This window comes from Glutamicibacter sp. NPDC087344, assembly GCF_044744225.1.
Classification (GTDB): domain Bacteria; phylum Actinomycetota; class Actinomycetes; order Actinomycetales; family Micrococcaceae; genus Glutamicibacter.
Window position 1 is genome coordinate 292,111 of sequence record NZ_JBIUXY010000001.1, and the last position, 23,194, is coordinate 315,304.

The 23,194-nt window shown below is 62.1% G+C and carries 21 protein-coding genes and 2 tRNA genes; 5 read left to right on the forward strand and 18 right to left on the reverse strand.

Features of this window, described 5'->3' with window-relative positions:
• Positions 1 to 97: 97 nt before the first annotated feature.
• From ACIOWL_RS01240 to ACIOWL_RS01250, 3 genes are read right to left on the reverse strand one after another with little or no spacing between them, the layout of a single operon-like run.
• Positions 98 to 2,017, reverse strand: coding sequence for a glycosyltransferase (locus tag ACIOWL_RS01240; protein WP_400380652.1), 1,920 nt, complete (start codon positions 2,015 to 2,017; stop codon positions 98 to 100).
• Complete coding sequence (locus ACIOWL_RS01245) at positions 2,014 to 3,717, reverse strand: hypothetical protein (protein WP_400380655.1); 1,704 nt, start codon at positions 3,715 to 3,717, stop codon at positions 2,014 to 2,016. The genes ACIOWL_RS01240 and ACIOWL_RS01245 overlap by 4 nt, the downstream gene beginning before the upstream one ends.
• Complete coding sequence (locus ACIOWL_RS01250) at positions 3,707 to 5,623, reverse strand: cellulose biosynthesis cyclic di-GMP-binding regulatory protein BcsB (RefSeq protein WP_400380657.1); 1,917 nt, start codon at positions 5,621 to 5,623, stop codon at positions 3,707 to 3,709. The genes ACIOWL_RS01245 and ACIOWL_RS01250 overlap by 11 nt, the downstream gene beginning before the upstream one ends.
• Positions 5,624 to 5,875: 252 nt before the next feature.
• Between ACIOWL_RS01250 and ACIOWL_RS01255 the strand changes: the two genes are divergently transcribed.
• Positions 5,876 to 7,387 (forward strand): putative bifunctional diguanylate cyclase/phosphodiesterase, encoded by a 1,512-nt coding sequence (locus ACIOWL_RS01255; RefSeq protein WP_400380659.1) that lies wholly within the window; start codon positions 5,876 to 5,878, stop codon positions 7,385 to 7,387.
• Positions 7,388 to 7,480: 93 nt separating this feature from the next.
• Positions 7,481 to 7,870 carry a hypothetical protein gene (locus tag ACIOWL_RS01260; protein ID WP_400380663.1) on the forward strand — a complete coding sequence of 130 codons (390 nt, stop codon included), beginning with the start codon at positions 7,481 to 7,483 and terminating at the stop codon, positions 7,868 to 7,870.
• A gap of 83 nt (positions 7,871 to 7,953) precedes the next feature.
• On the opposite strand, the gene idi is transcribed toward ACIOWL_RS01260, so the two are convergent.
• From idi to ACIOWL_RS01300, 8 genes are read right to left on the reverse strand one after another with little or no spacing between them, the layout of a single operon-like run.
• On the reverse strand, positions 7,954 to 8,550 hold the full coding sequence (idi, locus tag ACIOWL_RS01265; protein ID WP_400380665.1) for an isopentenyl-diphosphate Delta-isomerase: 597 nt from the start codon (positions 8,548 to 8,550) through the stop codon (positions 7,954 to 7,956).
• Entirely contained in the window at positions 8,540 to 9,415 is an 876-nt protein-coding gene (locus ACIOWL_RS01270) for a prenyltransferase (protein ID WP_400380668.1), read from the reverse strand. The genes idi and ACIOWL_RS01270 overlap by 11 nt, the downstream gene beginning before the upstream one ends.
• On the reverse strand, positions 9,408 to 9,758 hold the full coding sequence (locus tag ACIOWL_RS01275; RefSeq protein ID WP_400380671.1) for a lycopene cyclase domain-containing protein: 351 nt from the start codon (positions 9,756 to 9,758) through the stop codon (positions 9,408 to 9,410). Before ACIOWL_RS01275 ends, ACIOWL_RS01270 begins: the two co-directional genes overlap by 8 nt.
• Positions 9,748 to 10,095: a lycopene cyclase domain-containing protein gene (locus ACIOWL_RS01280; RefSeq protein ID WP_400380674.1), complete on the reverse strand. Its 348-nt coding sequence runs from the start codon at positions 10,093 to 10,095 to the stop codon at positions 9,748 to 9,750. Before ACIOWL_RS01280 ends, ACIOWL_RS01275 begins: the two co-directional genes overlap by 11 nt.
• Positions 10,092 to 11,708: a phytoene desaturase family protein gene (crtI, locus tag ACIOWL_RS01285; RefSeq protein WP_400380677.1), complete on the reverse strand. Its 1,617-nt coding sequence runs from the start codon at positions 11,706 to 11,708 to the stop codon at positions 10,092 to 10,094. The genes ACIOWL_RS01280 and crtI overlap by 4 nt, the downstream gene beginning before the upstream one ends.
• The gene (locus tag ACIOWL_RS01290; RefSeq protein WP_400380680.1) at positions 11,698 to 12,636 is read right to left on the reverse strand and encodes a phytoene/squalene synthase family protein; all 939 of its coding nucleotides are present in this window, start codon (positions 12,634 to 12,636) and stop codon (positions 11,698 to 11,700) included. The genes crtI and ACIOWL_RS01290 overlap by 11 nt, the downstream gene beginning before the upstream one ends.
• 3 nt (positions 12,637 to 12,639) lie before the next feature.
• Entirely contained in the window at positions 12,640 to 13,734 is a 1,095-nt protein-coding gene (locus ACIOWL_RS01295; RefSeq protein ID WP_400380683.1) for a polyprenyl synthetase family protein, read from the reverse strand.
• A gap of 6 nt (positions 13,735 to 13,740) precedes the next feature.
• The gene (locus tag ACIOWL_RS01300; protein ID WP_400380686.1) at positions 13,741 to 14,223 is read right to left on the reverse strand and encodes a MarR family winged helix-turn-helix transcriptional regulator; all 483 of its coding nucleotides are present in this window, start codon (positions 14,221 to 14,223) and stop codon (positions 13,741 to 13,743) included.
• A gap of 106 nt (positions 14,224 to 14,329) precedes the next feature.
• On the opposite strand from ACIOWL_RS01300, the gene ACIOWL_RS01305 reads away from it, so the two are divergent.
• Complete coding sequence (locus tag ACIOWL_RS01305; RefSeq protein WP_400380688.1) at positions 14,330 to 15,148, forward strand: tryptophan-rich sensory protein; 819 nt, start codon at positions 14,330 to 14,332, stop codon at positions 15,146 to 15,148.
• Positions 15,139 to 16,620 carry an SDR family oxidoreductase gene (locus tag ACIOWL_RS01310; RefSeq protein WP_400380691.1) on the forward strand — a complete coding sequence of 494 codons (1,482 nt, stop codon included), beginning with the start codon at positions 15,139 to 15,141 and terminating at the stop codon, positions 16,618 to 16,620. Before ACIOWL_RS01305 ends, ACIOWL_RS01310 begins: the two co-directional genes overlap by 10 nt.
• A gap of 1 nt (position 16,621) precedes the next feature.
• Here ACIOWL_RS01310 and ACIOWL_RS01315 read toward each other — a convergent pair whose 3' ends face one another.
• From ACIOWL_RS01315 to ACIOWL_RS01335, 5 genes are all read right to left on the reverse strand, one after another.
• Positions 16,622 to 17,176, reverse strand: coding sequence for a MarR family winged helix-turn-helix transcriptional regulator (locus tag ACIOWL_RS01315; protein ID WP_400381527.1), 555 nt, complete (start codon positions 17,174 to 17,176; stop codon positions 16,622 to 16,624).
• Between the two features lie 183 nt (positions 17,177 to 17,359).
• Positions 17,360 to 17,444 (reverse strand) — tRNA-Leu (locus ACIOWL_RS01320).
• Positions 17,445 to 17,534: 90 nt separating this feature from the next.
• On the reverse strand, positions 17,535 to 18,029 hold the full coding sequence (gene bcp, locus ACIOWL_RS01325) for a thioredoxin-dependent thiol peroxidase (protein WP_400380692.1): 495 nt from the start codon (positions 18,027 to 18,029) through the stop codon (positions 17,535 to 17,537).
• A 63-nt stretch (positions 18,030 to 18,092) separates the two neighbouring features.
• Positions 18,093 to 18,165, reverse strand: a tRNA-Lys gene (locus ACIOWL_RS01330).
• Between the two features lie 235 nt (positions 18,166 to 18,400).
• Positions 18,401 to 19,729 (reverse strand): flavin monoamine oxidase family protein, encoded by a 1,329-nt coding sequence (locus tag ACIOWL_RS01335; RefSeq protein WP_400380695.1) that lies wholly within the window; start codon positions 19,727 to 19,729, stop codon positions 18,401 to 18,403.
• A 123-nt stretch (positions 19,730 to 19,852) separates the two neighbouring features.
• Between ACIOWL_RS01335 and ACIOWL_RS01340 the strand changes: the two genes are divergently transcribed.
• Complete coding sequence (locus ACIOWL_RS01340; protein ID WP_400380698.1) at positions 19,853 to 21,235, forward strand: PucR family transcriptional regulator; 1,383 nt, start codon at positions 19,853 to 19,855, stop codon at positions 21,233 to 21,235.
• 64 nt (positions 21,236 to 21,299) lie between these two features.
• On the opposite strand, the gene ACIOWL_RS01345 is transcribed toward ACIOWL_RS01340, so the two are convergent.
• Both ACIOWL_RS01345 and ACIOWL_RS01350 read right to left on the reverse strand, forming a co-directional pair.
• Complete coding sequence (locus ACIOWL_RS01345; protein WP_400380700.1) at positions 21,300 to 22,406, reverse strand: mandelate racemase/muconate lactonizing enzyme family protein; 1,107 nt, start codon at positions 22,404 to 22,406, stop codon at positions 21,300 to 21,302.
• Positions 22,407 to 22,415: 9 nt separating this feature from the next.
• Positions 22,416 to 23,192 (reverse strand): HpcH/HpaI aldolase/citrate lyase family protein, encoded by a 777-nt coding sequence (locus ACIOWL_RS01350; protein ID WP_400380702.1) that lies wholly within the window; start codon positions 23,190 to 23,192, stop codon positions 22,416 to 22,418.
• Positions 23,193 to 23,194: the final 2 nt, after the last annotated feature.

A 23,194-nucleotide genomic window follows, 5' to 3' on the forward strand; every position in this document is an offset into this window, starting at 1 on the left:
AATAACACCCAAGACCCCACCGGCTCACCGCACGTCCGTTTACGGACACTGCGCAGCCGATGGGGTCTTGGTGTTCCCGCTCGAGTTTTCCGGGGCCTCAGCCGGCCAGAAATTCTTCGTCCTCATCCAAACCGTGCGGGGTTTTCTCCCACACATGTGGTGTGCGGACCATCTGATAGGCCGCCCGCCAGGCGGCAATCGAGTGCAGCACCCAGTAGGCGGGATTCAACAACGCGAAGGCCGCTACTCGCAGGCCATAACGTTTCCAGGACACCACCGCGGAGACCACAATCATCATCGCGTTGCCAAATATCATGGTCACCCACCCCACCGTCAGCAACCATCCGGGAAGATCAAGCCCGATGAATTGAACGCCGACATAGGTCACCAGGGTGAAAGCCAGCACCAACGGATACGAAAGGAAAGCCAGCGGGGTTCCGGCAATCAATCCGATCATGCCCACGGCCCCGCCCAGTCCGGTGCGTTTCACAAAACGCCACGGGTGACGCATGTTCACCGCCGCGGTCACCATATAACCCTTGATCCAGCGGGTTCGCTGCCGGATCCAGGCCGGAACCTTTGAGCAGGCCTCTTCCCAGGTGGTGGAGTTGATGATTCCCACCCGGTAGCCGCGCACGCTGGCCCGAAGCCCCAGATCCGCGTCCTCGGTGACGTTCCATGGGTCCCAGCCGCCGAGCTCGCGCAGTTCCCGGGCCCGGAAGTGATTGGAGGTGCCGCCCAACGGCAACGGAATCCCGGTTCCTTCAAGGCCCGGAAGCATCGAATCGAACCAGTGTGAATACTCCACGGCGAACATCCGGGTGAGCACGTTGTGCTCGGCATTAAAGTAGTTCAGCGCCGCCTGTACACAGATCAGCGGCCGAGCGTTCGGATCGACCTGGTTACGCATTCGTTCATCTTCACGGAATGCATCGATGGCCTTGCGCAGCTGGTCGGGTTCCGGGCGGTCCTCCGCATCAAAAATAACCACAAATTCACCGTTGGACATGGCCAATCCGTAGTTGCACGCGCGTGGTTTGGTCTGCGGGACTCCTCGCGGAACCACCAGGATCCGCACATTCGCCGGCGGCGCCGCGGCCTTGGCCGCGGCAATGGTTTCCTGGTCGTCTTCCTCCAATAGCAACAGCACCTCGAGTTTGGACATCGGGTAATCCAATGAACCGATGTTCTCGATGAGCTTGCCGATGATATTCGCCTCGTGGAAGGCCGGGATCAAGATGGTGTAGACCGGGAGGTCTTCATCCGGGATCCGCCCGCGTGCTGGAATCTGCACGCCTAAACGTTCACGCCACCGTTGCAGGCTTTGGGCGGCCAAGGCGCGCCGCGCGCGCTGGATGGGGGCGTTGACACTGGCAAGGGTCTTGAACAGGATACTGGTGGCGAAACTGATGTTCGCCACACACAGCACCACAATCAGGGTCAGCCGGAGGTTGATGATCAGTCCGGCCACGCACACCGCGGCAAGGATCAGCGGCACAATCATCTGCCACGGGGTCAGCGCCACCTTGGCGGACTGCGCCGGGTCCTCCACCGAGAGTTTGTCCGCCGCGTCGTACAGCATCTCGCGGCGGAATGATGCCTGCAAGGCCTGTTGAATATCCCAGTCGGTGGTGGCCACCACCTGCACCGGGGTGCCCAGCATCGTCCGCGCCTCCTGAAGCAGCTCGCTGGTCGGGGTGACGCTGGTGGCGATCACCGTGTGCCCGGCGGCCTGCCGGTAGGGCAACCAACCGGATGACAGCGCCCATTCATGGTCGAGTCCCGCCAACAGGTCCGGTTGCGGCGGGTCCTCCACCAAGTCCACCAGGCTGGTGCCCCACTGATCGGCGAGCGCGCGGTACATGTCACGGCGTTTCACCGCTCCGGCAAGCAGCAGGTGGCGACCGAGCAGCCCGCCCTCGCGCGCTTGGTCTTCCAGCGCCTGCTCAACATCTGCCTGGTCCACCAGCTGCTGTTCAACCAGGAGCTGTCCGAGCGGTTTGTGTGGCACATTCATCGGTCAATCCTTTGCAGCACCGCGTGTGTCGGGGAGGTGTAGACGGTACGGTAACTGGCCCGCGCCGAGGGATGAGCGGTGAACGCTTGGTCTACCAGGTCCACGGGGCCGGAGTTGATGGGCGCACCTTCCTCCTCGACGTTCAGCAGGACCCACCGGGCGTTGGCCGCCGGGTTCTTCAAGGCTTGGGTAAACCGTTCGCCGGAGGCCCTGAGGTAGATCTGGGAAATATCCATTCCCAGCAAGGGGATGATGGCGTTGCCGCGGGCGCTTTCGTCTATCAGCAATCCGCCGCCGTCATAGTGTTCGGCCAGCCAGCGGGCGGCCTCGCTGGAGTAGGTGGTTGATTCGGCGCTCATCACCGCCTCGGCCAGCACCGGGGCACGGTCTACCGGACCGGTAGCCCACCATCCGGCTTGAAGCACCACCGCGACGCCCAAGGCCGCGGCCGCACCGGCGCGCAGCGTGGTAGTGGGGATGCGGCCGTGCGTTGTGCTGCGGGTCAGCCAGCTTGCCACGGCATCAACACTCAGGGAGGCCGCCAGCAGGAAAAAGGGCAGCGCCGTCATGGCGAAACGGTTGTTCCACCAGGTGCTGGGCAGCGAGTTGGCGTTGTTGATGGCCGTTTGCCCCAGGTACATGCTCAGCACCGCAAAGGCGTAGGCGCTACTGGTCAGCCAGAGCACCAAACCAGGTGTCTGCAACCGCCACCGGTAGGCGGCGATCAGCATGCCGGCGGCGGCCAGGATGATCATGAGCAGGCCAGCGGTTCCGAACACCGAGGAATGGAAGGTCACCAGGGTGAGTCCAAGATTTCCCTTGGTGGGCAGCAGGCCGCTGGTGCTGATGGATGACTGCTGGGCGCTGGCCGAGTAGGGGCCGAACATGAATTCCAGCGGGTTCCCGTAGATTCCCCAGTTGTAGGCAAGCCACCAGAACACCGCCACGGCCGGGATCCAGGCGTAGCCGGCGGCCATGATGATCACCTGGCGCAGCGAACGGGTTCGGCGTGCGGTCACCACGCAGACAAAGATGGTGCCGGTCAGCGCCAGCATCCAGCCCTCGTAGCGGGAGAGCATGGCGGCGGCGGTGGGAATGCCGGCGAAAACCGCCAATTCTCCGGCACTCATCCGCCGTGATTCCAGGGCCCAGCGGCTCAGCCCGGCCAGCGCCGCGACCAGGAACAACAGCAGCACCGGTTCGGTCAGCGCGGTGGTGTACAGGTACAGCACGCTGGGGTTAGCCAGCAGCAGCACCAGTAAAGCCAGCCGCCCGGCCCGGCCGACACCGAGCCTGGCGGCGATGCGGTACAGCCCGGCCGCTGTTCCGGCCAGTGCGGCGCTTCCCAGCAGGGCCGCGGCCCACCCGGTGTGGAACAGCGGGTCGATGGCCACCAGCGGGATCAGCAACAGGTGCGGCACCGGCAACCACACGGTGCCAAGCTGTTCGAAACCCGGGGCCATGGAGTCAATCACACGCCGGGCAATGGTCAGGTGGCTTTGGGCATCGGAGTAGGCCAGGGCCCAGCCCTGGGGTACGGTGACGCAGCTGGCGGCCAACCCCACGAGCCCGGCGATCACCGCAACCAGCACGGAGCCGGGAACCTGGCGCACCTGTGGCGGCACATCCAGCAGCCGCCAGGCGCGGCGCAGCACGGTGGGGGCAGCGCCGCGCGGGGCAGGTCTGAGTTTAGTGCTCATCTAGGGTGCTGGAGGACGCGTCGGTTGATCCGTTGGCGGCCTGGGCTTCAGCGGTTGCTTGCGCCTTGGCCCGGGCGTTTCTCCGGCGGTAAGCAAGTGTTCCGGCCACCCCGGCCAGGATCACGGCGATCACGCCTCCCACGGCCCACCAGGCGTAGGCCCGGTAGTCGTCGGTGACAGATTTTTGCGGGATCAGCGCGTTGCTTTCCAGCAGCACCGGCTTCGCCGAGTCTTGGGCAATCAGCAGGTTGCGGGAGAGCGCCGCCCAGCCGCCGGCCTGGGGAGTCACCTGGGTGGCGAGGTCTTGGTAGAGCTCATCCGGGCTGGTGCCATCCGGCGACCAGCTTCCGGCCAGCAGGACGGTGCGTCCCTCATGCTCAAAGGCTTCCAGGGCCGCGTAGGGTGTATCCGAGCCCACCCCGGCTTCAAGCACCGAGGATTCGATGGTGCGAAAACGTTCCAAGCGCAACGGCGCGCCAAGCTCATCGGCCAGCGACGCCTCCGCGCCGATCACCACGGTGCTCAACGGCGAGCTGGCCACGTCGGCGATCTGAAGGTTCTCCACCTTCAGCGGCACGGCGCTGGACTGCTGCAGCGCGGCCAAAACGCTGGTAGCTAGTTCGTTTGCGGTAGCGGCGGAAACATTCTGCCCCAGCGCCAGGCCCAGTTCTCCCCCGGCACGCTGCGGGAGCAATTGGAAGCCGGAGGTGTTGCCCGCCCCATACTGCGGGGTCAGGGTGCTTTTGGCGCCATCCAGGTGCAGCTGGACGGGAAGCGCGCCGGGAACCGCGCAGTTGGCTCCCTGCGCCGCGGCGTCCAGCTGGAGGCGCAAGCCGTTGCGGGAATTGACCAGTGAGTCCGGGATCTGGATGTCGGCGTCCACGGTGGTGTCCTCACCCAGCACAAATGAATCAACCAGGGTGTCGTTCCAGTACACATTCAGCGCGGCGGCGGTGTTTTCCGGGATGGCGCTATGGGTTCCGGAGAGGTGGAGTTGCGCACCTTCCAGGCTGGAGCCGAGGTTGGCTTCATCCACACCGATGTAGACGGATGATTGACCGTACCCTTCAAGTTTTGGTTCCGGTGAGCCCAGGTCGGCCAGGCTGAGCACCTGCGCCGGGGCCCAGCGTTCGTCGGTGGCCGGCGTGGCCAGCGCGTCGACCTGGCGACCGGTGGCCAGGGTGACCGCTTGGCTGCGGATCACGGTGTCCAGGTTGGCAAGCTGCTCGGCGCTGCCGCTCAGGCGCAGGGCGGTTCCGCCCTGATCCAGGGCCAGCTGCATGCCTTCGTCGGCCAGCGCCACCTCGATGGTGTAATCGGCCCCCTTGGTGTTCCAGGAAACCTCGGAGTTGGGGAAGGCCGCGGCGAGGGCCGGCACGGCGCTCAATGCGGCGGCGGCTGCCTCGTCCGCGGCGTGGACGGAAACGGTTTTCGGGGAGCCGGCGAAAAACTCGGCGATCGATTGCGGGGCGGTCGCCTGGCCCTTGAGGTCCACGGCAACCTCGGAGAGCTGAACCTCTTGGGGTTCGCTGCTCAGGCATTGACCCTGCCGGGTTTCGGGCTGCCAACGCACCGAAACGTTCAGGGCTCCCTGTTCTACCGGTTCTTTCCCGGTCAACGGCACCTCAAAGGTGCCAGCCTGGCTGACCGGCAGGGTTTTGATGGTGTTTTGGCCAACACGCAGTTGCAGCTGCCCGTCGCTTGCGGTGGTTGAGATGCGCCCGGTCAGTGCGCTCGGGGTCAGTCCCTTGGCAACGGGTACCGAGACGGTAGCCCAGGCTCCGGTGTCGCTGGTGGACGCTGGCTGGCTGACCGTCACGGTCTCATCGGCCAGCGCCGGAGCTGCCGGTGTTAAGCCTAAAAATAGCGCGGCGCCTAAAAGAGGGACGAGGGATTTTTGTTTCAACACTTCTCCTGTTGGCCGCGCCCGGGCGTGCTGGGAGTCGGCATTAAATTTTTTTCTGCTCACAGTCCCCATTGAGCCAAACTGCAATCCCCATTGCAGTGAACATTCTCGTACTCTATCCCGGGTCGTGCATTTCCCTCCCGGTCAAGCTCTGTATTCTCAAGCTACTGACAGTTTGCAGTAATCTCCAAACAATTTATGCTAAAACTCGAGTTGGCTTGGACACAGGCCGTTGGACGAAGGGAAAATCCAGTGAGCGGTTCGGCCGATGATCCACGGATCAAAGACCTCATTCACGCGATCCTTCGAACAGCGTCCGGAGATTTCGGCAGCTATCTGGCACCGAGCACCCAACGTGATGGCATTGACGCGATCATTGTTGGATTCAACGCGATGTCGGTGCGTCTTTCGGAGCTGTACGGGCAGCTTGATGAGCAGGTGGCCCGGCGCACCGAGTTGCTGGAGTCCGCCAGCGAACAGCTTCGGGTGCTGGCCTACAGCGATCCGCTGACGTCTTTGGCCAATCGGGCCGAGCTTCGGCGGCAGCTGGACGCGCAGCTGGCCGCGATTTCCCGCGGAGAACCGGCGTGCACGCTTTTTGTCTTGGATCTGGATTCTTTTAAGCTCATCAACGATACCCACGGCCATCACCTGGGCGATCAGGTGTTGCAAGAACTCACCAGGCGGATGAACCAGGTGGTGCGTGATACCGACGTCGTGGCGCGTTTGGGCGGCGATGAGTTTGCGCTGCTGGTTCACCTGGCCGGTGACGATGCCCCGGTGTTTGCCGCACGTCTTTTAACCGAACTGAACCAGCCGATGCTATTGGGTTCCATTGTGATCAATCCCGGGGTGAGCATCGGGTATGCGCAGGCGGATTCCACCATGGACGCGGATCTCTGGGTGCAGCAGGCAGATACCGCCATGTATGCGGCGAAACGTTCACGAACGCAGAAGGCTCAACCGTTTGAACCTCACTTGTTGGATGAACGCCTGGCCAAATCGAGGCTGATCGCCGAGCTTCGCCACGCCGTGGGCACACAGGAACTTTGCCCTGAGTTTCTGCCCATTGCGCAGCTGTCCACCGATCAGCCGGTGGCTTACAAGGCGCAGGTTCGTTGGAACCACCCGCACCATAAAAACCTGCCGGCCGAAGCGGTGATTTCCCTGGCTCAGCAGGCCGGCCTGCTTGCGGCGGTACGCAGCAGCATGTTTCGCGGTTCCTTGGACAGTTTTGTCGACCGCAGGCGCAGCGCACAGATTGCGCACACCAGCAAGCTGCATCTGAGCGTCAGCTACCAGGAGTTAAGCGCGGCTGGTTTTGCCTCAGATCTTGCCGCGGAACTTGAAAGGCTTGAGTTTCCGCCGACCCTGTTAGTCCTTGAAGTGACCGAGGCGCAGTCCGTAGCCGACCACGAAGGCGGGCTGCCCAGCCTGCAGCAGCTGCGCGAGCTTGGCATCGAGCTGTATCTGGATCAGTTTGGCGCGGGATATTCGTCCCTGGGATATCTCTCGCGGCTTCCGCTGAGCGGATTGATCCTTGATTCCTCGCTGACCGAGGACATCGGGATAAACCCCACCAATATTGCGGTATTGCGCGCCATCACCGACATGGCCGCCACGCTGAACCTTGAATGTGTCGCGGTGCAGGTCACCTCGGAGTCGCAATTGCAGACGCTGCGGGCACTGGGGGTGAGCCAAGCGCGGGGACATCACATCAACGGCTCAGTGAAACAGACACAATCCCACAGCAGTTATGAGTAGACTAGGGGTACTCGGGAGCACTCCACCGGTTTTCTGACTCGCACTCGTGATCATCGGCGGAGGCCCCCGGACGAATTCAGCATATGGGGATATATGAATCTAGTGGCTCAGGAACGCATCGGCGCTTCCACCGCTCAGACGTGGACTATTACACGTTTGCGCGCTCAATTATACGAAGTAACCTTTGCCTCGGGCGTCAGGCTTGATGCGGAGGACACCAAAAAGATTGTGCAAAGCATCCAACACCGCGGAGGGGCCCATACGGCCCGTGTGTTGGTTAACATTTCGGGGCTGAGTAACGTCTGTCCCAGCGTGGCGGAGGTACTCTCCACCAAGGCGCGTCCAACCCGGTTGGCGTTCCTTGGCGAAAGCCTCGTTGATGAAGTGATTTCAGGGTTCACCCTGGCAGAACTCGATGAAACCATCAACGCGCGCTACTTCACTGACCGTGAGGACGCGTTGGAGTATCTCTCGCAGCATTAACCAGGAACAGGCAACGGGCAGGCTGCGGAAAACCTCAAGTTTTCCGCAGCCTGCCCGTTTTTTCCCTGAACTCAGCGGTGTTCTCAGCTTCTCGGTCCGTACAGCTCCATCTGCGCGGATTGCGTGACCAGCCATGGGCTGAAGGCCCACGGTGTCTGCGCGAGCGAGCGGCCCAACGCCAGAGGTTCCACCCATTCGAAGTCCATCACTTCATCCGGTGCAGGGTTCAGCTCGCCGTCAAATAAGGCGGTGAACACCGGGCAGTATTCGTTCTCCACGATGCCCGAGGCGTCCGTGGCACGGTACCGGTAGTCGGGCAGCACCAGCTTCAGGTTGCTGACGTGGATTCCCAGTTCCCGTTGTGCGTGCCGGTTGATTGCCTGCTCGAAGGATTCGCCTGGCTGTGGGTGACCGCAAAATGAATTGGTCCATACCCCTGGCCAGGTTTTTTTATCCAGTGACCGGCGGGTCACCAACACCTGGCCCTGCGCATTGTGGACATGGCAGGAGAATGCCTGGTGCAGTGCGGTGTCGGTGGTGTGTACAAGCTCTTTGGGACATGTGCCGATAGGTTGCCCGGTCTCGGAAAGCAGGATTACGTCCATGCTCTCCACCGTACCCGAGGCGTTGCCAGCCACTGCTTCGGGCTCGCCATCGATCTTGAGTGTTCTAAAACCCAATTGCTCCTCCGTTCCACCACATCAGCAGCAACAGCATCGTCAGCAAGAAACCGCAGACGTAGTTGATCCACAAAAACCTCTTCCAGGCCGTGTTTAGCTTCCCCGATGTTTCATCGGTGACGCCGAGGTACGGCAGCACATTCAGTATGTAGGGAAGCGCCAGCAACCCGGTGGCCGCGGCCACTCCGTCCAGCGATACCCACAGCACGACCCCGGCCAGGATATAGGCTCCGAGCACCAGGTAAAGGCTCACCCGCGCCGAGCAGACGGTGGCAATGGAGCCCAACCCTGCTTCGCGGTCCGGGATGATGTCCTGGATTGCGCCCAGCGCATGGCTGGCCATCCCCCACAGCAAAAACGCGGCAAACACCAGCCACGAAGTCGCCTGAAGTTCAGCACCTCCCAGGACCCAGCCGTACACCGCTGGGGAGACAAAATGCACCGCGCTGGTCACCGAATCCAGTCCAGGGCGTTCCTTGAATCGCAGTTTGGGAGCGCTGTAGGCCAGAACCGCGAACAGGCTGACGGCAAAAACCACCGCAGAGACGGCGGAACCGGCAACAAACAGCACCAGCGCAAACGGAAGGGTCAGCAGCAGCGAGCAACGCAGCACCAGGATATGTGAATTTCTATCGAGCAGGGCGCCTTCCACCCCGCCCTTGCGCGGGTTGCGCAGGTCGGATTCATAGTCGAATACATCATTGACCCCATACATCAACAAGTTATAGGGAATCAGGAAAAAGATCGTTCCGAGAACCAGCTTCCAGTCAAACCCGCCGCCGGAGAGCAGGTAAGCTACCGCGAAGGGGTAAGCGGTGTTCACCCAGGAAATGGGTCGAGAGGTCAGCAACAATTCTTTAATCATGGGACTCCTCCGCGGATGCAGTGGTTTTCTGCTCAGACGCAGTGGGTGCCGCACCACATAGCCACCACAGTCCCGACATCAACACCACCGCGCACAGTGGATATAAAAAGTCTTCAATGGGCGCCAACCCGATATACAGCCCCGAGAGGGTGTGTTTGCCGTAATCGAAGAGGCCCACCGCAATCATGACGTTGTCAAAGATGGCGGTGAGTCCCAGCATGAGAACCAGGGCCACACCGAGCTGGAGAACAACCCGGCGCAGCGGAATCCTGCGGATGAGCAGGGCGGCACCCAACACCAGCACTGCGGCGGCGGTAAAGATCAGTCCTAAGTTAAGAAACATGGGTACTCCCCTTTCCCGACCGGGTGGTGCGCAGCCACGCTGCGAGAACCGGGGTTCCGGTGACAACGATCATTGACGAGTAACACAGGAAGAGCAGAAAAAAGAGCTCTTCGAGCGGGAATTGGTCTCCGAGCATCACTCCGGTCATCAATGGCGAGTCCCGGTGGAGAAAAATTCCCTGGCGAATCGCCACCACGTCCCAGAGAACAAAAAATCCGGTACCGAGCGTCAGGCAGATCAGTGCACGCACGGGGTGCCGAAAAATCATCAGCTTGCCCCGGGCATCGCACAACACCATGCAGCCAAGCAGCACTAACAACACGAGGAGGTAGATCATGAGGCAGCCCACTGTGAGTTTTTGTTGGTTGAAGTCCGGGCCTCGAAGCTGCCGCTCCCCTCGACGGCCTGGGCTGCCAGCTCGCCGCTGATCAGGCACATCGGCACCCCGACCCCGGGGCGGACGGTGCTGCCGGCATAGTAGAGCCCGCTGACGGTGGTGCTGCGATTGGCGGGTCGGAACATGGCGCTTTGGCGCAGGGTGTGCGCCAGACCCAGGGCGCCGCCTTGGGATGCTCCGTAGAGGTGTGCGAAGTCCTGTGGCCCGATGGTGTGCCGCACCAGGATTCGTGAATGCAGGTCCTCGATTTTCGCCCAGCTCGCCAGTTGCTTGATGGCCGCGTCGGCAATCCGCTCCACAACTTCATCCCCCTCGCGGTCGGCCCCTCCCTTGCCCCAGGCCGCGGCGGCGGGTGCCGGGATGAGGATGAACAGGTTCTCGCACCCTTCGGGTGCTACCTGGGGGTCGGTGGCGCTGGGTTTGCAGACATAGATGCTGGTTTCCTCGGCCAACGGCTTGCCCAACTCGATCCGGGTGAAGTTCTCCTCCCAGTTCTCGGTGAACAGCAGGTTGTGGTGTTCAAGTTGCGGCAACGTGCCGGCGATCCCGAGGCACACCAGCACGGCGCTGGGGCCGGGGTCCACCGCGGAAAACTTTGTGGCGGTGTGGGTGTGCAAACTTTCCGGGAGCAAGGTTGAATCCAGGTGCCGGGCGTCTGCCGCGCCGATCACCGAATCGGCCTTGGTGAATTTCTCCTCTCCGTGGCGATCGGTCCAACGAACCGCTTGCACCGCGGGTTTGCGTCCGCCACCGCGTGCAGTACTTCTCTCCGCGCACTGGCCGGTGATGATCCCGGTGGCCGATGCGCCCAGGTGGATCTGCGCCCCGTAGCCTTGCGCCAGCTGCGCCATGGAATCCGCCACGGCGGCGAATCCTCCCATGGGGTAGAGCACCCCTTCGGTGAGGTCGAGGTGGCTCATCAGTTGATACAGGGCCGGGGTCCGCCTAGGGCTGGAGCCGAGGAACACCGCCGGATAGCCCAGGATCTGCCGTGTGGGTGTTCGAGAGAAACGTTTGGCGACGTAGTTGTGCAGGTTGCCTCCGAGCAGCGGGATCAGTTGGGGCAGGTGTTTGAGCAAGCCGGGCTTCAGGAAGGAACCGGGGCTGTGGAAGTCGGTGTAAAGAAAGTTTTCCAAGGCCAGGACGTAGCTGGTTTTGGCGCGCTCAAGATATTTTTCAAGCGTTGCGGCGCTGCCTGGCTCCAGCCGCTCGAACAGCTCACGTGCCTGAACGCCGGGACTCACGTCTACCGGTTCGGTGAGCTGTTCAAAAAAGGTCCGGTAGCCCACCGGCAACCGGCGCAAGCTGAGCTGCTCACTGGCCGAGGTCCCCATGAGGTTGTAGTAGCGTTCAAATACTTCGGGCATCAGGTACCACGAGGGGCCGGTATCAAAACGGAATCCTGCACGTTCAATCCTCCCCGAGCGTCCACCCACCTGCTGCTGGCGTTCTATCACGGTGACCTGGTGCCCGCGGGCGGCGAGGATGCCGGCGCTGGCCAAACCGGAGAATCCGGCACCAATGACCACCACGCGTTTGGCTTTAGGCTGCATGGGTTCCCCCTGTTTGCTGTTCTTGCGCCGGTGCCGGTGTCCGTTCATGGGATCTCATCACCAGAATCCTGGTGGCGATTAACGCCTTGCGCGGGGTGGAGACCGAGATTCTCCGGCGCAGCAGCTGCGCTGCGGGAACCTTGGCCAGCTGCCGGTTCAACTGGGCAAAAATCTCATGGGCCATAAGTACCGCGCGGGCGGCGGGCGGGGCCAAATACGGGATTCCTGCCCGGGCGTGTGCCAGGTCGGTGTTGATTTCCGCCACCAATGCCAGTTTCTGGGATTCGGTGAAGTGCTCGGGATCCACATTCGGGAAATACACCCGGTGCAGCTGCTGGCTGTCGGCGGCAAGATCGCGCAGGAAGTTCACTTTTTGGAATGCCGCACCCAGGCTGCGCGCGGCATTGTCCAACAGTTCCGCCTGCTGGGCGTTTTCCGCGGGAGCCGCTGGCATTGAACGAAAAACCTGCAGGCACATCAGTCCCACCACTTCGGCCGAACCGTAGATGTAGTCTCGCAGGCTCTGCTCGTTGTGGTGCTGGATTGTCAGGTCTGCGCGCATGGAGTCGAAAAACGGGTCGGTCAATTCGCTGGTGATGGCATTGTGCCGGGCAGTCTGGGCAAAGGCGTGCACCACGAGGTTGGTGCTGTAGCCGCAGCGCAGGGCCTTGGCCGTCTGGACCTGCAATTCATCCAGGCAGTCGCCGACATCCTGCGGGTTCAGCCCTGCCTGGCTGGCAACTCCGTCCACCACCTCGTCGGCGAGCCGGACCAGGGCGTAAATATTTGCAATGTGCGCCGCGCTGGCGGCATCCAGCATCCGGCAGGCCAGGGAGAAGGAGGTGGAGTATTGCCCGAGCACCAGCCGTGAGCTGCGGGCGGCGGTACGGGAATAGGTTTGCAAGGCGGTTCGCTGGGCGGATTCCATTGCTTACCAGCTCCTTTCAAGGATCAGTTCGGTGCATTTTTGCAGCCTGCGTTGCGCCAGATCCGGCAGCCGGAGGAAGGCCGCGGAGCCGGTGGCCGAGAGGCACAATTGGTGGGCCAGCTGGCGCGCGAAGGATTCAGCGTCCTGCGCGGCCAGTGCTTGGCGGACCGCTTGGGCGGGCACCTGCCCGGTCCGGAATTTGTGCAGCAAGCTCATGAAGTCCGCGTTCTCGGAGGCCAGGGACAGCAAGATGGTGTTTTTGAATTCGCGCAGGTCCGAGTCGACCGGTTTGCCGGTGTGTTGCGGGTTGCCGAAGGTTCCCAAGACGTCATCGATGATCTGGTAGGCGACCCCGAGTTTGGAGCCGACGGTGCCAAGCAGCTGCGCTTGCAGTGTGTCGGCGCCGGCCAACAGCGCGCCGGCTTGCAGCGGGAGCTGGAAGGAATAGGCGGCCGTTTTGAGTTCCTCCATGTGCAGCACCTCGGCCGTGGTGACCGGGTTCGGGTAGAGGGAATACAACAGGTCTTCCAGTTCTCCGGCGCCGGCTTGTTCGATGGCCTGGAAAAAGCAGGCCTCGATCTGTGTTTCGTGATCCAACCCGGAGGCTGCCCGTCCGGCAATCTTGATCGCTTCGCTCAATAGCAGGTCCCCTGCAATCAGCGCGGCGCTATTGCCGCGATGCTCGGCGTCTTGTGGGCTGCTCCCGCAGCTCAGTGCCTTTTCGCGGTACAGCGCAGAGATGGTTGGTTGCCCGCGGCGCACAAAATCTCGATCGATGATGTCGTCGTGGATGACCAGCGCGTTGTGCAGTAGCTCGAAAGCGCACGCCAGGTCCAAGGCTTGGCGTCGGTGCTGTCCGCCGAACGCCTCAAAGGCGAGCATCACCAGTCCGGGGCGGGCCAGTTTTCCGCCGGCAATCCGTTGGGCGAGCTGTTCCCACAGCTGCGCACCGAGGCCGGAGTAGGCGGCGGTTCGTTCCTGGGCCGCGGTGGTGAGTTTCTCTAGATGCCGATAAATCTCTGCCTGTGTCTGCGCGTCGGCAAAGGTGAGGGTGTGTTGTACCGACTGGGGGTCCGAGCGGTTTGCATGTGTGGTCATGGGGTCCTACTTCTCGGGTTTTACGGTGGATTGGGAACTGGTGATGAGCTCGGTGGTGGCTTGGCGCAGCATCTCGGCGGTTGCTGCCCGGGTCTGTTGGTCGAGTTGCTGCCACAGTCCGCAGATGATTCGGACCAGTTGCAGGCCCGGGCCCATGGTGCGGGGAAAGCTTGGTCCGGGCACCACCAAGGTCCGGCGGCGGTCTGCAGGATGCGGGTGGCGGCAGATGAATCCGGCGGTTTCCAGCCGGTCCAGCATGGTGGTGCAGCCGGCCGAGGAGAGACCCAAATAGCGTCCCAACACCCCGGGACTCAGTTCGCTGACCGCTCGCACAACGTTCAGGGCGCGCAAGTCCGAATCGTTGATGTCCAACTCGGCGCGGTAGTGGTTTTGAGCCACGTCGTAGGCGAGGAACAACTCTTGGGTCAGGCGGAAAAGCTCCGCGGCGGTGAGAGTGTCACCGGAGGATGGATCTGAGTTTACTGGCATATTATCTCGCTTGGTTGATATTTAGCCTATCTAGATACATCATGGTTTAAGTATTCTCATTTGTCGACTCTTGCCAGAAAGTTTTCACCTCCCAAGGACAGCACCCATGAAACAACCACCAGAGCACCAGAGCAGAACCCCGCTGATGGCCCAACTCACAACCGCCTGCGCCATCACCCTGGCCATCATCGGTTCAGCCATCGGCAGCGGCGCCTTGGGCGGAACACCCATCCAGGACGCCTCCGACGGATACCTCAGCGCGGACGCCACCCTGCTCGCCCCCGCTGGGCCGGCCTTCGCCATCTGGACACTGATCTACCTCGGCCTGGCAGTCTTCGCCATCTACCAATTCATCCCCGCCGGCGCGCACTCGGCGACCCTGCGGACACTGCGCACCCCGGCCAGCGCATCCGCCCTACTGAACGCGCTGTGGATCTTCACCGCCCAACGCGGCTGGCTCGGCCTGAGCGTCCTGGTCATTTTCACCCTGCTCGCCTCGCTCATCTGGCTCCTCATGCTGCTGCGCGAACACGGCAGCACCACACGCACCGAACGGTGGATCCTCTGGGTCACCTTCGGCACCTACCTGGGCTGGGTCTGCGTGGCCAGCGTGGCCAACACCGCCGCCTGGATCAGCTCACTGGGAGTGGCAGAACATACCACGATGACCGCAACCACGGCAGTCATCTTGCTGATCGCCGCCGCAGGCCTGGGCCTGGCCCTGAGCATCTACAGCAAAGGACAACTCAGCCCGGCAGCCGCCATCAGCTGGGGACTGGCCTGGATCGGAATCAGCAGGCTCACCGGACCCAACCAATCCACGCTCGTGGGGACCTGGGCACTGATCACCGCAGGGCTCCTGCTCGCGGCGGCGCTCGCCGTCACGGTGTACCACCGCAAGACACGGAGCACGTCATGGCGCTGATTGCAGTCACCGGAGCCACCGGATACATCGGCGGGAGACTGGTCCCGCTGCTGTTGCGGCGCGGACACCGCGTCAGGGTGCTAGCTCGGGATGCCCAACGCCTGCGAGATGTGCCCTGGCGCGGAAACGTCGAGGTCATCGAGGGAAGTTTGCAGGATGCCGAGCAGGTGGCCAAGTTCCTGCGCGGCGTGGACACCGCCTACTACCTGGTGCACTCGATGTCTGGCAGCAAAAACTTCATGGCTCAAGAGGAGAAATGCGCCCAGATCATGGCGGCCTGCGCCCAGGATCAATCGGTGGCCCAACTGGTGTACCTTTCCGGCTTGCACCCAGACGGTGAACTCAGCGAGCATTTGGCATCCCGGGTGAAGGTGGGAGAAATCCTGGACTCCGAAAAATCCCGTGCGGCCGGGGTGCACACCTTGATTTTGCAGGCCGGGCTGGTGATCGGATCCGGTTCAGCCAGTTTTGAGATGATCCGTCACCTCAGCGACGTGCTGCCGGTCATGCCGGCGCCCCGCTGGGTGACAAATCAGGTCCAGCCGATCGCGGTCCGCGACGCCCTGCACTACCTGGCGGCCTGCGCGGACCTGGATCAGCCGGTCAACGCAACCTATGACATCGGCGGGCCGCGCGCCTACAGCTACGCGGAGTTGATGCGCTGCTACGCCAGGGTGGCGGGATTACGCGAGCCGCGCATTTGGGCGCTTCCGGTGCTCACACCGCAGTTGGCGGCGCACTGGGTCAATCTGGTCACTCCCCTGCCCCACACGCTTGCTACCGCCCTGGTGGGCTCGCTGCAGCACGACTGCCTGGTGAGTCCCCCGGATATCGGTGAGTTGATTGCCCCGCCCGCCGGCGGGCTGACCGACTACCCCGAGGCGGTGCGTTTGGCGTTGGAAAAAATCGCCGCGGATTCGGTGGAAACCAGCTGGGCCACGGCCCACCCCGTGCTGGCCCCGGCCCAACCGCTCCCCTCGGACCCGCAGTGGTCCGGGCGCAAAATCTTCGTTGACCAGCGGTCCATGCTTATCCATGCGGATTCCACCGCTGTTTTCGACGTGATCGGTCGGATCGGCGGAGAATCCGGATACTTTGTGCTGCCCAGTCTCTGGCGGCTTCGCGGACTCATGGACAAACTCAGCGGCGGGGTGGGCTTGTTGCGCGGCCGGCGCTCACGCAACAGTTTGGCACTGGGTGACGTCGTTGACTGGTGGCGTGTTGAGGCATTGGAACCTAAGCAGCTGCTGCGGTTGCGCGCCGAGATGCGGGTTCCGGGCCAGGCTTGGCTGGAGTTCCGGCTGGAATCACCGACGGCGCATCACGTGCGCCTCACCCAGCGGGCGATTTTTATCCCGCGGGGTTTGGCCGGGCGTTGTTACTGGTGGTCGGTGAGCCCGTTTCATTCGTTCATCTTCTCCGGCATGCTCAAAAGCATTGCCCAGCAGGCCGAAAAACAGGATCTCAGGTGAGTTAGTCCCCCGCCGTTGCGCTCGGCTGATCTGCCGAGGCGACACCATTAAGACTGTTCTCCATGGCGTCCGAGGTGCGGGCCAGGAACCTGATGATGACCTCTCGCTCTGAATCGGTGAATTCGTGAGCGACCTCAAAGCGCTTGGCGTGGTGGCGTCCCACCTGGTCCCGAGCCATCAGGTGGGTTTGCTCGGTGATCTCGATGCACCAGGAACGCCGGTCGGTGGGATGCGGCCGGCGGGCAACGTGTTCACCGTCGATCAGGCGGTCGATCATTTTGGTCACCGAAGCGCTGGAGATCCCGAGGTAGCGGGCCAACTGTCCAGGGGTGACCGCGGTGCCAGCATGTTTGGCAGAGATCAGCATGCGCAGGGCGCGCATGTCCGTTTCGTTCAGTTTCATGAAGTTCTGCGAATTGCGCATGATCTGGCGTTCCAGCTGCCGCATTCGGCCCATCTCGGCCATGATCCGGTCGATTTGCTCCAGCGCAGTGGGGCTCAGTCCCTCGGGTTTGATGAGGTTCTGCTCCGGATCGGATTCGGCCAAACCATACATTGTGGGTAGCTTTCGCTCGTTCACCACTGCCCCTCTCCCGGATCAGTTCCGGCACCACTGCAAACACCCGCCCGCTCACAGGACGATTCTTTGATACTAAACCCTTGATGCAAGGCGTTACGCCTCGGCTTACTTTAAGACAACAAAAACCCTGCGACCGTGGGTGGTTCGCAGGGTTTTTCTTGGTGCGAGTAGAGAGACTTGAACTCTCACGTCCGAAGACACTGGAACCTAAATCCAGCGCGTCTACCAATTCCGCCATACTCGCTCGCGCTACACCGGAAAGTGGCTTCCCGAAGTGCGACCTCATTTAGTGTAGCGGAAGATTAGGCCGATAAGAAATCGACCAATGGTGTTGTTACTTGGGGTCAATGCCCAAGTCACGGCGGAGCTTGGCAACATGCCCGGTAGCGCGCACGTTGTACTGGGCAACCTGCACTTTTCCTTCTTCATCAACAACAATCGTTGAGCGGATCAGGCCCTCGTACGTGCGTCCATAATTCTTCTTTTCGCCCCAGGCGCCATAGGATTCGGCAACAGCGTGGTCCTCGTCGGAAAGCAACGGGAAGTTCAGCTCTTGATTGGTGGTGAACTTTTCGAGCTTCGCCACGGCATCCGGGGAAATTCCCAGGACTTGGTAGCCATGTCCCATCAGCGACTCGATGGAGTCGCGGAAATCGCAAGCCTGCTTGGTGCAGCCCGGGGTGGAGGCAGCAGGGTAGAAGTACACAATGGTCTTTTTGCCCAGGTAGTCCGAGAGTGAGACGCTTTTCCCGTGCGCGTCGTTCAGGGTGAAGCTCGGGGCCTGATCTCCGACAGAGAGTCGAGCGGTTGATGGTGCGGCGGTGCTCATCGGTTAACCTCGTTTCGTTGCTGTACAAAAAATCCGGCCTGACGAATCAGACCGGATCTACCGTGCGCCCCCCGGGACTTGAACCCGGAACCTAATGATTAAGAGTCATTTGCTCTGCCAATTGAGCTAGAGGCGCTAACTTCACTCTGACTAGTTATTTTTTGAACCGGTCTTTGCAACGTAGATAATCATACGCAGATCCGGGCAAAAATCAAAAATTGGCCCAAGCTGCTCAAAACCAATAACAGTACTAGTCAGAGCAATGTTTTCAGTAGCGCAAATTCTCGACAGTAATGTTTATCACCTGTGCAATTACGTCACTAGTCAGCGGCGGGCGCATCTGGTGCCCCGCCACTGCTGCCTGGCGTGATCTACTTGACGGCGAGCGCTTGGGCCGCTTCGCTGGTCAGTTTTTCCGCGACTTCACGGGCCACCACGAGGCCGCTTTCAATGGCGCCGTCGAAGAAACCAGCCCAGAGGTTGGCAATATCTCCCCCGGCCAGGTGCAGGTGCCCTTCCGGGCGCTGCAGCTCGGCTTGGCTGGTGGTGTAGGCCTGCGGGCGGTGGATGAGCCAGGTTTCCTTGGCGTAGGGGTCTGCATTCCAGTCGTGTGCCGCCACTTCCAGGATTTCCAGGTCGTCGCGCCAGACGCTGAGGGCCTTTTGGACTTCCTGAATGTTGGTCACGTCGATACGGGAGGCGTCGCCGCCGAAGGACACCAGGACCGCGTCCTCTTCACCCACAAATTCGGTGCGCACCACCGAGAGCGGGTGGTCCTTGGTGGAGTAGGCGAAAAATGGCTTGATGGGGCCCTTCACGCGAATCCAGAGCTTGACTCCCTGGGAGGCGGTGCCGGCCTGGGAGGCTTCGAGTTTCACCGCGGAGAGTGCCGGGGTGATGTCCAGTTCGTGCAGGATGTTCAGCGGGGCGGTCAGGATCACCTTGCGGGCGCGCAGCTGCTGCCCGCCGTCCACGGTGACACTCACGCCGGTTTCATCGTGCTCGATTTTGGTCACCGGAGTGTTCAGGCGGATTTCTCCCTTGATATCCCCCGCAATGGATTTCACCAGCTGGTCGTTGCCGTCCTTCAGGCGGTACACGGAGCTTGCCTCGTGCATGACCTTCCAGGCACCGGAGGTTGCCGCGGTCCAGCGGATGGCGGCGCTGAAACCTACCTGGTCCAGCGGGCCGTTGCAGTGCCCGATCCAAGCTGCCTCGTTGGCCTGGCGTTCGTCGTCGCTCAGGTCCAGTGCGTCCAGGGCCTGCTGCAAGGTCAGCTGGTCGGCCGCCTTGAATTCCTCGCTGTCGGCAAGCTGGTCCGGGCGCGGCAGCAATTTGCCGGAGTTGCCCACCAGGGCTTCCATCCCGGGGTCGATCAATTCCATGAACCCTGGAAGATCGCCCTTCTGCACCTGGCCGTTGGCAAACCAGAAGGTCTCTTCGGCGCGGGCCAGCCGGTCGGCTTCCAGCCCGTAGCGGGTGATCTCGGCCCAGACGTGAGGCTGGGTCCAGTGCATCCAGTTGCCGCCGAGTTCCAGGTACTTGCCGAAACGCTTCTCGGTGAACAGGCGCCCGCCCAAACGATCCCGGGCTTCAAGGACTATGGTGTCCACCCCGCGAGCTCCCAGCTCACGCGCTGCGGTGGCGCCGGCTAGGCCTGCGCCGATGATGATGACGTCGGTGTCAAAATTCTCACTCATGATTGCCTGCTTCCTGGGGAACAATGGGAGTTCTTTTTTTCTTGTTTTCAGCCTAGGAGCATTTGATGCACGTTGCAGTCATTCGTTTGTATGATAATTGAAGGATTTTTATACAGAGGGATAATGATGTCTTCACTGCTGACCGTGGGCGACCTGATAGCCGACCCCACCTTGGATACCAGCGTGGTGGCCGGTGCCGGCGGGCTGGGTCGAACCGTACGCTGGGCGCAGACCAGCGAGTCGGCCGAGCCCTGGCTGTGGTTGGGTTCTGAGGAACTGCTTATGACCCTGGGACTGAATCTTCCCGCCGAGGCCCACGCCCAGGCCGAGTACGTCCGTCGGGTCCATGCGGCTGGCATTCCGGGGATCACCATCGGCGCGGACGGGTTGGCTCCGGCTATCACCGAGGCCATGAAAACCCAGGCCGATGAGCTGGATTTGCCCCTGCTCTCCACCGGCACGAGCACTCCCTTTGTGGTGATTGCCCGCACCGTCGCGGCGGTCACCACCAATCAGCTCAACCGCGGGGTGCTGGTGCTGTCCCGGCTGTATCAGGAGGCCGGCTCGCAATCCAGGGCGGCTAAACGCAACGGCGACTGGGCGCACAAGCTGCTCGGGGTGCAGGTGGCGGTGGAAGATACCGCCACGGGCTGCGTGGTGATCGGGCAGACCCCTCAGGGCGCGTTGCGCCGGCATTCGCTGTCCACCCTGCGTGCAACGCAGCTGCTGGTCCCGGCCGAGCCTCCGATCGACTCGTTGCTGCTGGTGCACCTGAAGCTAATCCTTTCGGTGGATGCCAACTCCCTGCTGCAGGTGGCGCACGGTGCCATCACCGACGGGGAAGCAACACTGCAGCTGGGACTGGCCGGGCGGCTGGAACCAGCGCAGCTTTCCGGGGGCACCTGGCTGAAGGAAGCCGAGGGGTATCGGGTGCTCGCCACCGCCGATAAACACCGGGATCGCCTGGCCATGTCCCTGGCGCTGCACGGGTTGCTGCCGCTTGTTGCCAGCTGGAAACGGCATGCCGTTGCCGCGGTACGCGAAGCGGATCTTCCCGCCGTGCGGCAGATCGCCGCCGCGTTGGAGATCACCCTCGGTTCAAGCCCGGTGCAGCACAACCTGGCCGACCTGCCCGGGGCCGCCGATGAAGCGCTGAGCGCGTTGGCGGAGTCCGCCGGGAACACCCCGGGGATCCATGAGTTTTCGGGTCTGCAAGTGTCGCTGCTGGCCCGCTCGGCCAGTGAGGCGCAAGCTATTGTCACCCGGGTGCTCGGACCACTGACCACCCAGACCGAGCAGGCGAAGATGTACCGCCAGACGCTCTTCGCCCTGCTGGAGCATGACCTGCAGTGGCAGCAGACCGCCACCGCGCTGGGCATCCACCGTCAAACGCTGGCCTACCGCATCCGGCAGGTGGAGGCCAGCACCGGCCGCAGCGTGCGCAAGGTGGCGGATATTTCCGATTTCCATCTGGCCTGCAACGCCTGGCGAATGCTGGGCCTCTAAGATTTGTCTTTAAAAGACTGTCGCCCCGCTGCCTTCGGATCAAGAAGGCGGCGGGGCGTGGAAACTACCCGATCACAGCTAGTGGGGCGGCGAACTTCGCTTCGTCCGGAACTACCCCCAGGCCGGGTCCGGTGGGGACCTTGATGTGCCCGTCGATGACCTTCACCGGGTTCAGCTCGTCGTAGTGTTCGGCAAGATACGGCTCGGCAATCCAGACCGCTTCAAGGTTTTTCGGATTCACCGTGGCGCCTACCTGAACACAGGCGGCGTTGATGATGTCCCCGCCCCAGGCATCGTCCACGGTGTGCGGCAGGTTGACCGCCTCGCACACATCACGGAAAGCGGTCATCGGCTGGATCCCGCCCAAACGGGTCACCTTCATGCCGAAACCGTCCACCAGGCCGTCACCGATCACCCGCATGACGGTGGACAGCGAATCGGCCGCCTCGTCCATGTACACCGCATGATGCAGCATGGGGCGCACCCGGGCGATCTCTTCAATGGTGTTGGTGGGTTGCTCAATGATCACCGGAACGTCTTGGCATTCACGGCTCAGTCGCAACAGGTCCCGGCTGTTCAGGCTGCGGTTGGCATCCACCGCGAGCTTGACACGATTGCCCACCTTTTCATACACCTTGCGCACCGTCTCGATATCCAGCTCCACCGGGCGGGCACCGACCTTCATCTGCAGTCGCGGGTACCCTTGGGCCACACGCTCCGCCGCGGTCTGCGCGATCACCTCAGGCTCGCCAACACTCAGCGCGTAGTAGGACGGCACCCGGTCCACGGTAGCCCCGCCCAGCAGTTGAGCCACACTCACCCCGAAGTGCTTGCCCGTCAGGTCATAGGCGGCAATATCGATGGCGGCCTTGGCGTAGCGGTGCCCGGCGAGCAAGGAATCCATCCTCCGGTGCAGCTTTTTGATTTCGCTCGGATCCTCACCGATCAGCCCTGGCGCCATGGCTTCCAGGGCCGCACGGGCTCCGGTTGCGTGGTGCGGCTGGTACACGGGACCAATGGGGCAGGTTTCTCCCCAGCCGACCAGTCCGGTGTCGGTGGTGATCTTGACCAGGGTGGTGTCCACATCACTGAATTCGCCATGGGACATGACGTAGGGGCCGTTGGCTACCGGCAGGTTGTGCGAGTAAATCGCGATCTCAGTTATACGCACTGTTTTTCCTTAGCGGGCGTCGAGCAGGCGGCGGGCTGCGGTGGTGATCAGGGCACCGTCGGTGCAGATTGGCATGAATTTGAAACCGAGCTGAACCATCTCCTTCGCCAGGGAAATGTCACCGGCGTAGAGCCCGGGGACTACTCCGGCCTCGGTGGCACGGGAAGCGATATCCCGCAGGACATGCTGCTTGTCCCCGCGGGTCAGCTCTTCCAGCGACCAGCCGTGGGAAATTGCCAGGTCGTAGGGGCCAACAAAAATCGCGTCGGGGCCGGCGGCCAGGATCTCGTCGAGGTTTTCATATCCCTTGACGCTCTCAATCATCAAGGCGACCTTCGGATCGGTATCCACCTCGCCCACCACACCGCTGGGGTACCGCGGGATGGTACGGGTCGGGCCGTAGCTGCGTTTTCCGCGCGGTGCGTAGCGGCAGGTTTCCACCAACGTTGTAGCCTGCTCCCCGTCTTCCACGGTGGGCACAATGATCAGCCTGGCCCCGGCATCCATGGCCCGGCCAATGTGGCCCACCTCGTGGCTGGGAACCCTCACCCCCGCAGGGACACCGAAGTTGTGGGCGGCTTCAAAAATCGTTTTGTAATCGGCCAGTTCGGCGTGGCCGTGCTGTCCATCGATGCACACCCAGTCAAAACCTTCGGCCGCGCCGACCTCGACGATGGCCGGGTCACGGAAGATGCTCCATAAACCGAACAACGGATTTTCACTATCCAGCTCGAAATTGGGCAAGACGTGTCCGCTGGTTCGCCCGCTGGTGCCATAGATCTTCATTT

Excerpts from the sequence above, each read along its gene's own strand:
- crtI (WP_400380677.1), bottom strand. The coding sequence starts at position 11,708 with ATGCAGCCTAAAGCCAAACGCGTGGTGGTCATTGGTGCCGGATTCTCC.
- ACIOWL_RS01305 (WP_400380688.1), top strand. The coding sequence starts at position 14,330 with ATGAAACAACCACCAGAGCACCAGAGCAGAACCCCGCTGATGGCCCAA.
- ACIOWL_RS01335 (WP_400380695.1), bottom strand. The coding sequence starts at position 19,729 with ATGAGTGAGAATTTTGACACCGACGTCATCATCATCGGCGCAGGCCTA.
- ACIOWL_RS01350 (WP_400380702.1), bottom strand. The coding sequence starts at position 23,192 with ATGAAGATCTATGGCACCAGCGGGCGAACCAGCGGACACGTCTTGCCC.
- ACIOWL_RS01275 (WP_400380671.1), bottom strand. The coding sequence starts at position 9,758 with ATGTTTCTTAACTTAGGACTGATCTTTACCGCCGCCGCAGTGCTGGTG.
- ACIOWL_RS01300 (WP_400380686.1), bottom strand. The coding sequence starts at position 14,223 with ATGCCAGTAAACTCAGATCCATCCTCCGGTGACACTCTCACCGCCGCG.
- ACIOWL_RS01260 (WP_400380663.1), top strand. The coding sequence starts at position 7,481 with ATGAATCTAGTGGCTCAGGAACGCATCGGCGCTTCCACCGCTCAGACG.
- ACIOWL_RS01310 (WP_400380691.1), top strand. The coding sequence starts at position 15,139 with ATGGCGCTGATTGCAGTCACCGGAGCCACCGGATACATCGGCGGGAGA.
- ACIOWL_RS01280 (WP_400380674.1), bottom strand. The coding sequence starts at position 10,095 with ATGATCTACCTCCTCGTGTTGTTAGTGCTGCTTGGCTGCATGGTGTTG.
- ACIOWL_RS01295 (WP_400380683.1), bottom strand. The coding sequence starts at position 13,734 with ATGACCACACATGCAAACCGCTCGGACCCCCAGTCGGTACAACACACC.
- ACIOWL_RS01240 (WP_400380652.1), bottom strand. The coding sequence starts at position 2,017 with ATGAATGTGCCACACAAACCGCTCGGACAGCTCCTGGTTGAACAGCAG.
- ACIOWL_RS01340 (WP_400380698.1), top strand. The coding sequence starts at position 19,853 with ATGATGTCTTCACTGCTGACCGTGGGCGACCTGATAGCCGACCCCACC.
- ACIOWL_RS01290 (WP_400380680.1), bottom strand. The coding sequence starts at position 12,636 with ATGGAATCCGCCCAGCGAACCGCCTTGCAAACCTATTCCCGTACCGCC.
- bcp (WP_400380692.1), bottom strand. The coding sequence starts at position 18,029 with ATGAGCACCGCCGCACCATCAACCGCTCGACTCTCTGTCGGAGATCAG.
- ACIOWL_RS01270 (WP_400380668.1), bottom strand. The coding sequence starts at position 9,415 with ATGATTAAAGAATTGTTGCTGACCTCTCGACCCATTTCCTGGGTGAAC.
- ACIOWL_RS01245 (WP_400380655.1), bottom strand. The coding sequence starts at position 3,717 with ATGAGCACTAAACTCAGACCTGCCCCGCGCGGCGCTGCCCCCACCGTG.
- ACIOWL_RS01315 (WP_400381527.1), bottom strand. The coding sequence starts at position 17,176 with ATGTATGGTTTGGCCGAATCCGATCCGGAGCAGAACCTCATCAAACCC.